The following is a 13874-nucleotide window of genomic DNA, read 5'->3' on the forward strand; positions in this document are numbered from 1 at the left end:
GAAGCACGCCTACTTGAATCAGGAGGAATGAAAAATGAAACGTGTTCTGTTGCAAAAATGGACTCTTTCCTTGTTCGCAGCCGCATCGGTCTTCGGACTTGCCGCTTGCGGTTCCCAGCCTTCTTCGTCGACACCGTCGCAGCCAGCGCCGCAATCGGCTCCAACGGCCGCGCCAGCGGAGCCTGCTTCGGCCAAAGTAGCGGGGACGCTGAGCTTTTACACGTCCCAGCCGGATGCCGACGCGGCTGCTTTGATCGACGGTTTTTCCAAAAAGTATCCTGACGTAAAAGTAGAGCTGTTCCGCTCGGGGACAGAGGAGGTCATCAGCCGCTTGCAGGCGGAGGCACAGGCGGGACAAGTCAAGGCGGACGTGCTATTGGTCGCGGATGCGCCGACCTTTGCCAGCCTGAAAAAACAAGATTTGCTCCTGCCATACGCATCGCCTGAGGCGGCGGACATTCCGGCAGAGTGGAAGGACGCGGACGGCGCGTACACCGGAACAAAAGTGATGGCGACTGTGCTCGCGGTCAACAGCAGCAAAGTCAAGACGCTCCCGGATAGCTGGAAGGTGCTGACCAGCCCGGAGGCGGCAGGCAAAGCGATCATGCCAAGCCCGCTCTACTCGGGAGCGGCGGCGTACAACGTAGGCGTACTGACGCGGCAAAACGATTTTGGCTGGGACTACATTGCCGGGCTGAAGACAAACCAGATGACCGTCACAAAAGGGAACGGCGCCGTGCTCAAAAGCGTAGCGGGCGGCGAAAAAGACTACGGCATGGTCGTCGATTACCTTGTGGCTCGCGCGAAAAAAGAAGGCTCGCCAGTCGAACTGGTGTACCCGAACGAGGGCGTGCCTGTCATCACCGAGCCGATTGGCATCATGAAGGCGACGAAAAACGAGGCTGCGGCAAAAGCGTTCGTCGATTACGTCCTCTCGGAAGAAGGACAAAAGCTCGCCAGCAGCCTTGGCTACACGCCGATCCGCAAAGGCGTCGAGGCACCGGAAGGCTTGCGCGCGCAAGACCAGATCAAGGCGCTTTCTGCGAATATTGACGAGCTGGAAGCAGCGAGAGAAGCGGACAAAAAGAAATTTGGAGAGATGATGGGTGGCAACTAACTGGCAGACGGCGGTGAGCGAGAGGCAGATGGGGGAGCGGCGCAAATTCGCCGCCTCCCTGTCGTTGGACAAGGCGGCTACGTGGATCGTGCTGGTGCCGGTCGCCTTCTTTTTTGTCTATCCGTTGTGGAAGCTGATTGCGCTGAGTGTACAAACAGAAGCAGGGCTGGGGCTGCGGTATTTTGCAGAAGTGCTCGCCAATGCCCGGACGTGGGAGGCGGTCGGACATACGATTACGGCGGCTGGCCTCTCCACGCTCATCTCCATTGGGTTGGGCGTGTCGCTGGCCTGGCTGTGCGCCTATACGGACATACGCGGGAAGGCCGCTATTCACGCCCTCGCTCTGTTGCCGCTGCTCATTCCCTCCTACGTGATGACGTTGGCCTGGACGCAGTTGGCAGGGCCGCAGGGCGTGCTGAACCGGGCAGCGAGCTGGCTTGCGGGAGGGCCAGTCGAGTTGTGGAACGTCTACGGGCTTGACGGCATCGTCGTCGTGATGGGGCTGACTCACTATCCGCTGGTGTACATGTTGACGCTGTCCGTGCTGTACCGGATTCCAAAGGAGCTGGAATGGGCGGCGCATTCCTCCGGCGCGAGTGCGCGAACGGTATTTGCCCGGGTGACGCTGCCGCTCGCCTTGCCGGGCATCGCCGGGGGAGGGCTTTTGGCCTTTATCTCTGGGCTGGACAACTTCGGCATTCCGGCATTTTTGGGCATCCCGGAAAACATCGCGGTGCTCAGCACGCTCATTTACGAAGAAGTCATCGGATTTGGGCCGAGCGCTTTTGCGCGGGCGGCTGTCCTGTCTGTCCTGCTCGGCGTAATCGCGCTTGCGGGGACAGGGCTACAGTGGGTGTTGCTGCGAAAAAGCCGCGTCGACCAGACCAGTGCCGAGGACAAGTCGATCCGGCGTTCGCTGGGCAAACATCGGTTGGCAGTGGAGATTGCCGTCGGCGGCTTTTTGCTCGTGACGAGCGTGCTGCCGCTGTTGTCCATGGCGGCAAACGCCTTCGTCAAAACGTACGGCTTGCCGTTTGTCCCGGAAAATTTGACCTGGAAGCATTTTGCCTTCGTGCTGTTCGACCACGCGGGCACGCGGGGGGCGATCGGCAACAGCCTGATGCTCGCCAGCATGGCAGGTGTCTTGTGCGTTGTGACCGGTACGCTGTTCGCCTATTGGCGCATCCATAAACCGTCTGCGGCGGGCAAAGCGATGGAAGGCGTCGTGGCGCTGCCGTATGCGTTGCCGGGCATGGTGCTGGGGCTGGCGATGATTTTGACCTGGATCGAGCCGATTCCCGGTTGGCAGCCAGGGGTGTACGGAACCGTCTGGCTCATACTGATCGCTTATGTGACGCGCTTTCTCATTCTGCAGGTGAAAAGCAGCACCGTCTCGATCATGCAGGTAGGCAAGGAAGTGGAGGAAGCGGCGCGCATCAACGGCGGGCGTTTCTGGACGAGGTGGCGGCGAATTTTGCTGCCGCTCTATGCGCCGGGGATGGCGACTGGTTTGTTTTTGGTCTTTCTCACCGCCTTTACGGAACTGACGATATCGTCGCTCTTGTGGACGTCCGGTTCGGAAACGATCGGCGTCGTCATTTTCAGCTTTGAGCAGGCGGGCTCCACTACCTACAGCACGGCCCTCTCTACCGTGATTGTAGTGGCTATTCTGCTGGCGCTGGCAGCGGGCAGCCTGTGGAAACGATACTGGCAACGGAGGATCGAACGATGAACAGTGCGCGTGTAGTAGGGGTATCGAAAAAATTCGGCGGTGTGACGGCGCTGCACCAGCTCGATTTGCAGATCGGCCAAGGCGAATTTGTCGCCCTGCTCGGGCCGAGCGGCTGCGGCAAAACGACGCTCTTGCGGCTGTTGGCCGGATTTGAATCGCCGACGAGCGGTGACATCTGGATCAACAACGAGTGTGTAGCCGATGCCAGCAAGCGCAAGCCGCCAGAGGAGCGGCGGATCGGCATGGTGTTTCAGTCGTTCGCGCTCTGGCCGCATTTGACGGTGTACGAAAACGTGGCGTTTCCTTTGCAGCATCAACAGCAGGTGCCGGAGGCGTTCAGGCAAAACCCGAAGGCGCGCGTAGCGCAGATGCTGGAGATGGTCGGGCTGGGGGGAATGGAGGAGCGCTTTCCGAGCCAGCTTTCCGGCGGGCAAAAGCAGCGTGTCGCCCTGGCGCGGGCCATCGTGTTTAACCCGACGCTTTTGCTGATGGACGAGCCGCTGAGTAGCCTCGACGCAGAGCTGCGCATGCAGATGCGCAAAGAAATCCAGTTCATCCACCGCGAGCTGGGAACGTCGATTGTTTACGTGACGCACGATCAGTCAGAGGCGCTGGCAATGGCGGATCAGATCGTCGTGATGAAGAGCGGCAGAGTCGAACAGGCGGGCACGCCGCACGATATTTACTACGCGCCCGAGTCGCCGTTTGTCGCCAAGTTTGTCGGCAGGGCCAACTTTTTAAAAGGAAGCTGGGCCGCTCCGGGCACGTTTTTGCTGGAAAAGCACGGGGCGCCAGCGCTGCCGATCACCGTTTCCCGCGACTTCTCCGCTTTTTATGCCCAGCAAGTATTGCCTGTGCGCCCAGACCAGCTCAAGCTCTCCGCCTGGCAGCCAGGCGCGGACGGGATTGTCGGGAAGGTCGTTCACGTTCAGTTTCAGGGGCGCGAGCTGATTTATTCGATCCGCGTCGGGGAGGAAGAATGGGAGGTCGTCACCGATATCAGCGAGCGTTTTGCGTATGACGAGCCGGTGCAGGTTGAGGTGTGCTTGTAAAAAAGCGAGGCTTCGCACTGCACGCGCAGGCGAAGCCTTCTGCTTGTTTATCCGGTTACGAGCCAAGCTGTTTTTCCAAATCTTTATCCAGGACGTAAACCTCGATCCGCTCGCCCATCTTCGTGCTGATGTCGCTGTGGCTGGACAGCACTTTGCACCCGGTCAGCTTCTCGACGATTTGTTCCGATTCCTCGCTGTACATTTCGCGCAAAATCTCGCGCATTTCCTTGACGATCCGCCTGCCTTTTTCGTGGCTGGACAGATGCTTTTCCTCGACGGTGAGGACGCCTTTGAAGCGAGCGATCACCATGTCAGAGACGATATATGTCTTGGCCTCCTGCGGCCCCCGTCCGATCAGGTCGCGTTGAAATTTGATAAAGGCTTCGCTGATTTCGGCCTCCAGCTTCTTTTTGATCGAGATGGCCAAACGAGATTCCTCCCAAGATTGCTTCGTTGAGCTTAATCTTACTGAGACGGACGGAAGCCTGTCAACAAAGCAAAACTTTGGATCGACAAGGCGGAGAGCGAGCCGGATGATTTTTCGCGAAAATAGGAGAGAACGGATGAAATATAGCGCGCGGCTGAGGCTTGATGCAGCTAAAGCGCTTACATCGATAAAGAATGCGCAAAGCGTGCCAAAAAGCGAAAAACAAGACATTAACAACCGATTATGCCAGACGTATAATGAGACTCGTAACCAACAATTGCAAATCTGGCCTAATCCCGAGGCACTCGGGAACGGAGGACCCAATCTTCTGGGGTTAATTCCACGGTTTCGTGGAAGGGATGAGAGACTCTTTCGCCATCCTACCCGTCAGCTAACTTCGTCGGCTAAAGCGAGGGAGGTCAAAAGACCGCCTGTTTGAGGAGGCCTTTTTTGTTGTCCGTCGGGACGGCGAGAAGGACTTGCTCGAAACGTAATCCGCAGGTCTTTTCGTTTTGCCCAAAAAAAGCATACGCTGTTTTTTTGAAAAAGGAAACGGGAGACAAAACGCAAAGAAGGCAAATCAAGTCGGCTGGGCGTTAGGTAGACCAATGAGTACTTTTTCTCCGAAGTAGCGATCGTTTTTCATTTTCATGCCGCTGGATGCGGGCGGGGTTTGCCCGTCTGTCCATCTCTGCCGGCCTGTCGTGACGATCTGCGTGTCGGGGAATGGGTAAGCATTGGTCTATTTTTTTACCCGATTGGCAGGTTTTTTCAGGCGAGAAAGCTTGTTCCAAAAGGGGGAGCGAAAGAGGCGATCCGGTTCGATTTTGTTCGTGGGCAGGCGGAGGCAGGGGCCAGAAAAAGAGGATGGCGCGAAAGAAACGACAGGCAGCAGATGAAAAAAGGAGGGGCTTCGAATGGACTTGGTTTCGATATTGCTCTTGGGGCTTGCATTCAGTGCGTTTTTTGCACTCATCCAGTTTTGTGACGCCGTGGTGAGAGAGCAGGGAGGGAAGGGGAAATGATCGTGTTGCTGCTGATTGTGGCTGGACTCTCCCTCTATTTGGGTCACGCATTGCTCTACCCGGAAAAGTATTAGGCGAAAAGGTCGAACGATTCATTTCATAGAGGAAGTAGGAGGAATTGTCCGTGGACTTTATACAAATCTCGCTCGTTTTGGCGGTGCTGCTCGTACTGGCTGTTCCGACGGGGCGCTATCTGGCGCGAGCCTTTTCGCTGGAAGAGACTCGATTGGACCGTCTGTTTGGCGGGGTGGAAAAAGGGATTTACAGGCTGTCAGGGATTCGCGCCGCAGACATGACCTGGAAACAGTACGCGGGAGCGGTTTTGGTCAGCAATCTCGCGATGGGTGCCATTGCCTATGTGCTTTTGCGGCTGCAAGGGGTGCTGCCGGGCAATCCGGGCGGGGTAGCGGCTATGGACCCGTTGCTTTCGTTCAATACGGCTGTCAGCTTTTTGACCAATACCAATCTGCAGCACTACAGCGGGGAAAGCGGTCTGTCCTACCTGTCGCAGATGACGGTGATTATGTACCTGATGTTTACGACTCCTGCCACGGGGATTGCCGTCGTCATGGCGTTCATGCGCGGGCTGACCGGGCAGCGCAGCATCGGCAACTTTTACGTGGACCTCGTGCGGGCGCATACGCGGCTGTTGCTTCCGCTGGCGGTGGTGGTGACGCTGCTCCTGGTGGCGCAAGGCGTGCCGCAGACGCTGGAACCGACGGCGACAGCGACGACACTGAGCGGCGCCGAGCAGCAAATTGCGCGCGGCCCGGTCGCTTCGTTGGTAGCGATCAAGCATCTGGGCACGAACGGCGGCGGGTTCTTCGGGGTCAACTCCGCGCATCCGTTTGAAAATCCGACGCCGTTGACAAACGTGATGGAAATTCTCGCGATGTTCCTGATTCCGGCGGCCTTGCCGTTTACGTTTGGCTTCCTGGCGAAAAACCGCAAGCAGGGCTGGATGATCTTCGGCGCAATGGGCCTGATGTTTCTGGCATTTTTGACGCTCGCCTACACAAGCGAGGCCAACGGCAACCCGGCGCTGGAGCGGGCTGGCTTGTCGCAGGCGATGGGCAGCATGGAAGGAAAAGAAGTGCGCTTCGGCATCGCGCAAAGCGCCCTGTATACAGCGGTGACGACGGCAGCTACGACAGGGGCGGTCAACAACATGCACGATACATTGACCCCGCTGGGCGGCCTCGTGCCGCTTGGGGAAATGATGCTGAACTGCGTGTTCGGCGGAGATGGCGTCGGGACGGTCAACATCTTGATGTACGCGATTTTGGCTGTGTTTATCGCAGGCTTGATGGTTGGCCGCACACCGGAATTTCTCGGGCGAAAAATCGAAGGCCAAGAGATGAAGCTGATCGCGATTGCGATTCTCGTTCATCCGTTGATTGTTTTGGCGCCGACGGCAGTTGCGCTCGCGACAGACATGGGCACAGCAGGCATCTCCAATCCCGGCTTCCACGGCGTATCTCAGGTGCTGTACGAGTTTGCCTCTTCGGCAGCCAACAACGGCTCGGGCTTGGAGGGATTGGGCGACAACACTCCATTCTGGAACCTCTCTACTGCCCTGGTCATGCTGGTTGGCCGCTACGTCACCATCATTGTGATGCTGGCGGTAGCGGGTTCCCTGCTCGCGAAAACGCCTGTGCCCGAGACGATGGGAACGTTGCGCACGGACAACAGCGTCTTTCTGCTGATGTTGCTGGCGACGGTTGTGATCGTGGGGGCGTTGACGTTTTTGCCCGTGCTCGCTCTCGGTCCGGTTGCCGAGTGGCTGACCATCCGCTAATACAGAGAAGACGAAGGAGATATTCCCATGAGCAAAACGCGCACGACTGCGCTTCCCAAAGATTTGTACCAGCGGGCCTTTGTCGAGTCCGTGAAAAAGCTGGACCCGCGGGTCATGCTGAAAAATCCGGTCATGTTTGTCGTCGAAGTCGGATTTTTCCTGACGCTGCTGTTGACGATTTTTCCCGACCTGTTCGGCGGGGCATCGGATCGGCTCTACAACGGCGTCGTCAGCCTGATTTTGTTCGTGACCATCCTGTTTGCCAACTTCGCGGAAGCATTGGCGGAAGGGCGCGGCAAAGCACAGGCCGAGAGTCTGAAAAAAACGAAGCAGGACACGAAAGCGAGAAGGCTCGCCAAAGACGGCACGATTCAGATTGTCAGCGCCACAGAGCTGCGGAAGGGAGATCTGGTGTTGGTGGAGGCAGGCGAGTTGATTCCTGCTGACGGCGAAATCGTGGCGGGCATCGCTTCCGTCGATGAATCAGCGATTACGGGTGAATCGGCTCCCGTGATGAAGGAGGCGGGCGGCGACTTCAACTCGGTTACAGGCGGGACGCGTGTTGTGAGTGATAGCATTCGCGTTCGGGTGACGGCTGATCCCGGCGAGTCGTTCCTCGATCGGATGATTTCGCTGGTCGAAGGGGCAAAACGGCAGAAGACACCCAACGAAATGGCGCTGCATACGTTGCTGGTCAGCCTGACGCTGATTTTCCTGATCGTCTGCACGACGTTGCAGCCGATTGCCAGCTACGTGAATGCGGCGCTTCCCGTCGCTACCCTGGTCGCTTTGCTGGTGTGCCTGATTCCGACCACAATAGGCGGCCTGCTGTCGGCCATCGGGATTGCCGGCATGGACCGGGTCACGCAGTTCAACGTCATTGCGATGTCCGGAAAAGCGGTCGAGGCGTCAGGCGACATCAATACGATCATCTTGGACAAAACCGGGACGATTACGTACGGAAACCGCATGGCAGCAGAGTTTGTCCCGGTAGGTGCAGGTACGGCCGCGGAGCTGAACCGGGCGGCAGCGCAAAGCTCGGTACACGATGAAACACCGGAAGGCCGCTCGATCGTGGAGCTGGCGAAAAAGCAGGGGCTGTCAGCAAGCGAGCTGGAGCTGCCGGGGTCTCTGGGGGTGGAATTCCGGGCGGAGACGCGCATGAGCGGCACCAATCTGGCAAACGGCGTGCTCATCCGCAAAGGCGCTGTCGATGCGATCAAAGCATACGTGAAGGAGCAAGGCGGGGAGATTCCTGCCGATCTGGACGAAAAGGCAAGCCGGATCGCAACCGCAGGCGGAACGCCGCTGGCAGTGGCGGAGGGCAACGTGATTCTCGGGTTGATTTACTTGAAGGATACGGTGAAGCCGGGTATGCGCGAACGTTTTGAAGAGCTGAGACGGATGGGGATTCGCACCGTGATGTGCACGGGCGATAACCCGCTGACGGCAGCGACGATTGCCCGCGAAGCAGGCGTCGACGACTTTGTGGCGGAAGCGAAGCCGGAGGACAAGATCGCACTGATCCGCAAAGAACAGGCAGAAGGTAAACTGGTCGCCATGACAGGCGACGGAACGAATGACGCGCCTGCGCTCGCCCAGGCGGATGTCGGACTGGCGATGAACAGCGGAACCGCCGCGGCGAAGGAAGCGGCGAACATGGTCGATCTCGACTCCGACCCGACGAAAATTATCGAAGTCGTGGCGATCGGCAAGCAGCTTTTGATGACGCGCGGCGCCTTGACGACGTTCAGTATCGCAAACGACGTGGCGAAATACTTTGCGATCATTCCGGCGATGTTCATGCTGGCGATCCCGCAGATGAACGCCCTCAACATCATGGGGCTGGCTACGCCGCAAAGCGCCATTTTGTCCGCGCTGATTTTCAACGCGCTCATCATCCCGCTTCTGATTCCGCTGGCGATCAAAGGCGTGAAGTACACGCCGATGAGCGCGTCGAAGCTGCTCAGCCGCAATCTCGTCATCTATGGGGGAGGCGGCATCCTCGTCCCGTTTATCGGCATCAAGCTGATCGACCTGCTGCTCGTCGGACTGAACCTTGTGTAAACCCATTGAAAAAAGAAAGCAAAGGTGAATCTGTATGGTCTGGAAAAATCTCCGCTTGTCTCTCGTGTTGCTGCTCATTTGCGGCCTGGCCTACCCGCTGGCGATGACGGCAATCGCGCAGGTCGTCATGCCAGCCAAGGCGAACGGCAGCCTGATTGCCGATGCGAACGGCACCGTGATCGGCTCCGAGCTGATCGGGCAAACCTTCACCGATCCGAAGTATTTCTGGGGCCGCATTTCTTCCATCGACAACAATGCGGCAGGCTCCGGCTCGAACAACTATGCGCCGTCCCATCCAGCCTTGATCGAGCGCGTGCAAAAAGACATCGCCGCTTTTCTGGCAGCCAACCCCAGCGTCAGGCAGGAAGACATTCCGGCCGACCTGCTGACTAACTCCGGTTCCGGTCTGGATCCGCATATCTCGCCGCAGGCGGCTGCCATTCAGGTGCAGCGCGTCGCGAAAGCGCGCCAGCTTGACCCGGAGAAGGTGCAGGCGTTGGTTGCGGCGCATACGGAAGGGAGAAGCCTCGGCGTATTCGGCGAGCCGCGGGTGAACGTGTTGAAGCTGAATATCGCTCTGGACCAGTTGAAATAGCAGGAGGGCTGCCAGATGGTTGAGCAGTTTCGCCGAAAGTCCCCGGAGGAAATTTTGCGGTCCATCTCCAGGATGCACCGGGGCCGACTGAAAATCATTTTGGGGGCCGCGAGCGGTTCGGGCAAGACGTACCATTTGCTGATGGAAGGGCAGAGCCTGCGGAAAAAAGGGATTGATGTCGTGATCGCCGCTACCGGAGGGGATGCCTCGCCCAAGCTCGCCCAGATGCGGGAAGGGCTGGAGCAAATCCCTTCTCACGTCTGGCTTTTGCAAGGGGAGGCGAGGCACGATCTCGATGTGGAGAAAATCGTGGAGCGCGATCCCGAGGTCGTGCTGGTCGACGGGCTGGCCCACCGCAATCGTCCCGATGCGCCCCGTCCGACGCGACTCGATGACGTCCGCTATTTGCTCGACCATCAGATCAGCGTGATGGCGACCGTCAATATTTACGAGCTGGCGGGCATGAAGGAGCTGGCGGAGCGGTTGACCCGGACGCAGGTGCAGATCGACCAGTGCGTGCCGGAAGATACGCTCGCTCTCGCGGACGAGGTGAAGCTGTTGGATGTGACCCCGGAAGCGATTCTGAAACGGCTTCAGGAGGACGGAGCGGCCACCCGTAGCAACCATCCGCTGTTTCGCAGGGACAATCTGCACGTGCTGCGGGAGCTGGCTCTGCGCTTCGTCGCCACAGGCGTAAATGAAGATTTGGAGGACTACCGCGAGAAGCACGGCATGGTCGGCGCTTCTGGGGCGACGGAGCGAATCCTCGTCTCGGCCCAGTATCATTGGAACGGCTCGATTCTGGTCCGGCGCGGACAACAGGTTGCCAAACGACTCGGCGGAGAACTTTTGGTCGTCTGTTTTCGCCCGTTGCATAAAAAGCTGACCAAGGAGGAAGCGACTTTTCGCAGAGCGATCGTCAAGCTCGTCGATAAAGTGGGCGGGACGTTTGCGGAAGCGCCGTTGCAGCGGGAAAAGGACGTGGCGAGCGAGCTGGTCGCCTACGCGATGGCCCGCAATGTGACCCGCATCGTCATGGGGCAGTCCAAGCGAACGCGCTGGGAAGAAATCTGGCGCGGCTCGATTGTCCATAAAATTCTCAGGCAGACCAAAAACATTGATATTTTGATCGTGGCCGACCGCTCGGAGCGCAACGGGGAGCGGGTTTTGCCAGCCAGGCGAAAAGCTGCGGAAGCCGCCAACCCGTACCGCCGTCTGTCGCAGGCAGAGCTGGAGCAACAGATCGGAAAAATCAGGCGCGGCACTTTGAAGGTGTACGTCGGAGCAGCTCCTGGCGTCGGCAAGACGTACACGATGCTGCGCGAAGGAAACGAGTTGGCCAAAAGCGGCATTGATGTGGTGATCGGGCTGTTGGAAACCCACGGGCGAAAAGAAACCAGCGAGCAGATCGGCGCCCTTCCCCTGATTCCGCGCAAACGCATCCCCTACAAAAACGTGACGCTGGAAGAGATGGACACGGACGAGATTATCCGGCGCAATCCGGAGGTCGTGCTGGTGGATGAGCTGGCTCATACCAACGCACCAGGCAGCGAGCGCGAAAAAAGGTACCAGGATGTAGAAACACTTCTTGCGGCAGGCATCTCGGTGATTGCCACGATGAACATTCAACACCTGGAGAGCTTGAATGACAGCGTTGAGCAAATCACGGGCATCCGCGTGCGGGAGACGGTTCCCGATCATATTTTGCACCAAGCGGACGAAGTGGAGCTGATCGACATTTCCCCCAAGGCGCTGCGGCAGCGGATGCGCGAGGGCAACATTTACGCGCGGGAAAAGGTAGAGCAGGCGCTGGCGAATTTTTTTCGGACGGGAAACCTGATTGCCTTGCGGGAGCTGGCCTTGCGCGAGGTGGCGGACGATGTCGACGAACGGCTCGAAGCGTGGGAGCGGCGAACGCTGCGCGGTCCCTGGCGGCAACGGGAAGTCATTTTTGTCTGCGTCAATCTGCGGGCGGACAGCGAGCGGTTGATTCGCCGAGGCTTCCGTATCGCCTATCGGCTGAAGGCTGTCTGGCATGTGGCGTATGTCCAAGATCACGAGCCGCTGACGGAAGAGGAAGCGGGGCAACTGGCCAAGCTGCGCGGCCTGACCGAGCGGCTGGGAGGACGCTTCGAGCAATACAAGGCAGCGGGGCGGCGCAAAGTTTTTACCCAGCTCATCTTCCACATGAACGAAAAAGGCACGACACAGGTCATCATCGGGCAATCGGCGCGGACGAGGTGGAAGGAAATCTGCGAAGGCTCGGTCGTTCAGCGGTTGCTGCGGGAGGCGCGGCACATGGATGTGTTGGTCGTAGCCGATCAGGCATCTGACAAGAGCTAGAGGAGGAGTAGCATGGGCACAGAAAAAGCAGGACGCTGGGCGAAAAGCCTCCGGGACGCCTACAGCCGTTTGGAGTGCCTGACCGAAGCGTGCGCCCGGCAGGGGCAGGAGGACGAGCGCCAGCGGAGGGCAGAAGCCTTGCTGTTTTTGACGCTTGTGCGGATTTATGTGGAGGAAGAGGAAATTCGTGTTCGGCAAAAGCTCAAGCGCAAGTCGTCCCAGCGCATCTCGCGCGTCATGCATGAGCGGGTCGGGGAGTTTTTGGCGGGGCGACTTGCCGGATTGTCTTTTCAGGTGATGGACGGTCTGCTGTTTCTTTGGAGCAAGGACCAGTTGGTCGCGGCGCTCAAGTGCATTCCCGATCTGGGCAGCTACGACACTCCTTCCTGGAACGCTACCCTGGCCCGTTTTGCCAAGCAGTATCAGAAACGTTACAAGCTTTCGCCCGACAAGCTGCTGTTTGTGGTCTGCTCGCTCGCCAAAAGCCTGGATGCCGCGCACGCCAAGGAATTGACCGGAATCGAAGTCCGCTGCGGGACGGCGCTGACCGCTCCGCGCTATCAGGAGGCGCTGCAAACGTATGTCAGCAAATGCGTGGCAGCGATGGACGCGATTCCGGCTCCGTTTCAGCAAGTGTATTTTTTGAGTCCGGGCGTCCATCCGAATGCGTTTGCCTGCCACCTGCTGCGAGGCGAGCGCGCCCTCATGCCGGACGGCTGGCTTGCGCCTTCCGTCAGCGAGCTTGTGCAATATATTCAGTCCAGGCTGTGCTATACTGGTGATGATTCCTAGTTCAAAAGCAATGGAGGGACTGTCTATTAACGTAAAAGTGGCTGGTATTCCGCATTTCACGGGAGCGTACGTCTCCGGCACGGAGCTCTCCCCGGATGCGCTACGCAAAGCAGGACTCATCGGGCAATTGCAGCAAGCAGGTCTTGGCGTCGAGGACATCGGGAATGTGCGGCTCCCTGATTACTTGCCCCGTCACAATATTCCGCCAGTTCGCAACTGGCCAGCTCCGCGCATGCTGTGGGACTTGCTGGGCAAAGAGGCGCAGAACTGGTTTGCGTCTGACGAGTTTGTGCTGATGCTGGGCGGAGACTGCGGCCTGATTGTGGGCACGGCTTTGGCTCACCAGGCGCGACATAAAGAAAAGGCGTTTTTGCTGGTCATCGACGGCCATCTCGACGCCGTAGTTCCCTCGGCTTCGCGGTGCATTGGCGCGGCAGGGATGGGCTTGTGGTTTTTGCTCCAGGATCAGGGACAGTGGATCGAGCGCAGCGGCTGGGAGGCAGAGCGAATCCGGCTCGTGGGCTGTCAGCAGCAGCCTGCCGAAGCATACGGGATCGACGTGACGACGTTGGAGCAACTGCAAAAGGACGGCGTGGTTGGTTCCATCGCCCGCATCTTGCAGGCGATTCCGTCCGATGCCCGGATTCTCGTTCATTTTGATGTGGATGTCATGCACAAGGAAGCGATGGCAGCCGCCTATGCGCCAAGCGAGACGGGGCTGTCTTTGCAGGAAGCGGAAGCCTTGCTCGCCGCAGTGCTCGGTGACGAGCGTGTCGTCGCCATGGAAGTGACGGAGTTTTCCGCGCTGCGGGATACGACCGGGGAGCAGGCCGCCAGACTGGTGGAATTGCTCGCTCGCGCATTAGCCACTCGCGTTAAAGGCTCTTTTTCTGCTACACTATAAATATAAGTAATTGCTTATATAT

Annotated in this window: 11 protein-coding genes and 1 riboswitch; of the genes, 10 read left to right on the forward strand and 1 reads right to left on the reverse strand. The window is 58.5% G+C overall.

From position 1 onward, the window contains the following. The first annotated feature begins 34 nt into the window (after positions 1-34). The 3 genes from AC27IT_RS22075 to AC27IT_RS22085 are packed head-to-tail and all read left to right on the forward strand — an operon-like array spanning position 35 to position 3901. The gene (locus AC27IT_RS22075; RefSeq protein WP_327953442.1) at positions 35-1117 is read left to right on the forward strand and encodes an ABC transporter substrate-binding protein; all 1083 of its coding nucleotides are present in this window, start codon (positions 35-37) and stop codon (positions 1115-1117) included. After that, complete coding sequence (locus AC27IT_RS22080) at positions 1107-2849, forward strand: ABC transporter permease (protein WP_487092100.1); 1743 nt, start codon at positions 1107-1109, stop codon at positions 2847-2849. Before AC27IT_RS22075 ends, AC27IT_RS22080 begins: the two co-directional genes overlap by 11 nt. Beyond that, entirely contained in the window at positions 2846-3901 is a 1056-nt protein-coding gene (locus AC27IT_RS22085) for an ABC transporter ATP-binding protein (protein WP_025845819.1), read from the forward strand. The genes AC27IT_RS22080 and AC27IT_RS22085 overlap by 4 nt, the downstream gene beginning before the upstream one ends. A gap of 55 nt (positions 3902-3956) precedes the next feature. On the opposite strand, the gene AC27IT_RS22090 is transcribed toward AC27IT_RS22085, so the two are convergent. Continuing rightward, positions 3957-4328, reverse strand: a complete 372-nt coding sequence (locus tag AC27IT_RS22090) for a Na-translocating system protein MpsC family protein (RefSeq protein WP_005832223.1) — start codon at positions 4326-4328, stop codon at positions 3957-3959. 277 nt (positions 4329-4605) lie between these two features. Then, positions 4606-4749: riboswitch (cyclic di-AMP (ydaO/yuaA leader) on the forward strand. Positions 4750-5370: 621 nt separating this feature from the next. Between AC27IT_RS22090 and AC27IT_RS22095 the strand changes: the two genes are divergently transcribed. The 7 genes from AC27IT_RS22095 to AC27IT_RS22125 are packed head-to-tail and all read left to right on the forward strand — an operon-like array spanning position 5371 to position 13852. Beyond that, entirely contained in the window at positions 5371-5427 is a 57-nt protein-coding gene (locus AC27IT_RS22095) for a potassium-transporting ATPase subunit F (protein WP_353505650.1), read from the forward strand. 50 nt (positions 5428-5477) lie between these two features. Continuing rightward, positions 5478-7151 carry a potassium-transporting ATPase subunit KdpA gene (kdpA, locus tag AC27IT_RS22100; protein ID WP_025845814.1) on the forward strand — a complete coding sequence of 558 codons (1674 nt, stop codon included), beginning with the start codon at positions 5478-5480 and terminating at the stop codon, positions 7149-7151. Positions 7152-7178: 27 nt separating this feature from the next. Next, positions 7179-9218 carry a potassium-transporting ATPase subunit KdpB gene (gene kdpB / locus AC27IT_RS22105; protein ID WP_327920149.1) on the forward strand — a complete coding sequence of 680 codons (2040 nt, stop codon included), beginning with the start codon at positions 7179-7181 and terminating at the stop codon, positions 9216-9218. Between the two features lie 34 nt (positions 9219-9252). Next, the gene (gene kdpC, locus AC27IT_RS22110) at positions 9253-9813 is read left to right on the forward strand and encodes a potassium-transporting ATPase subunit KdpC (protein WP_025845810.1); all 561 of its coding nucleotides are present in this window, start codon (positions 9253-9255) and stop codon (positions 9811-9813) included. Positions 9814-9828: 15 nt separating this feature from the next. Beyond that, a complete protein-coding gene (locus AC27IT_RS22115) occupies positions 9829-12156 on the forward strand; it encodes a universal stress protein (protein WP_025845808.1) in 2328 nt (775 codons plus the stop codon). A gap of 12 nt (positions 12157-12168) precedes the next feature. Further along, a complete protein-coding gene (locus AC27IT_RS22120; RefSeq protein WP_005832234.1) occupies positions 12169-12948 on the forward strand; it encodes a hypothetical protein in 780 nt (259 codons plus the stop codon). Then, positions 12938-13852 carry an arginase family protein gene (locus AC27IT_RS22125; protein ID WP_286086040.1) on the forward strand — a complete coding sequence of 305 codons (915 nt, stop codon included), beginning with the start codon at positions 12938-12940 and terminating at the stop codon, positions 13850-13852. Before AC27IT_RS22120 ends, AC27IT_RS22125 begins: the two co-directional genes overlap by 11 nt. The last annotated feature ends 22 nt before the right edge of the window (positions 13853-13874 follow it).

The organism is Brevibacillus sp. YAE8 (genome assembly GCF_057543335.1).

What these genes read in the sequence shown, in the direction of transcription:
- AC27IT_RS22125 (WP_286086040.1), top strand. Translation starts at nt 12,938, where the DNA reads ATGATTCCTAGTTCAAAAGCAATGGAGGGACTGTCTATTAACGTAAAA.
- AC27IT_RS22085 (WP_025845819.1), top strand. Translation starts at nt 2,846, where the DNA reads ATGAACAGTGCGCGTGTAGTAGGGGTATCGAAAAAATTCGGCGGTGTG.
- AC27IT_RS22075 (WP_327953442.1), top strand. Translation starts at nt 35, where the DNA reads ATGAAACGTGTTCTGTTGCAAAAATGGACTCTTTCCTTGTTCGCAGCC.
- AC27IT_RS22115 (WP_025845808.1), top strand. Translation starts at nt 9,829, where the DNA reads ATGGTTGAGCAGTTTCGCCGAAAGTCCCCGGAGGAAATTTTGCGGTCC.
- AC27IT_RS22120 (WP_005832234.1), top strand. Translation starts at nt 12,169, where the DNA reads ATGGGCACAGAAAAAGCAGGACGCTGGGCGAAAAGCCTCCGGGACGCC.
- kdpC (WP_025845810.1), top strand. Translation starts at nt 9,253, where the DNA reads ATGGTCTGGAAAAATCTCCGCTTGTCTCTCGTGTTGCTGCTCATTTGC.
- kdpB (WP_327920149.1), top strand. Translation starts at nt 7,179, where the DNA reads ATGAGCAAAACGCGCACGACTGCGCTTCCCAAAGATTTGTACCAGCGG.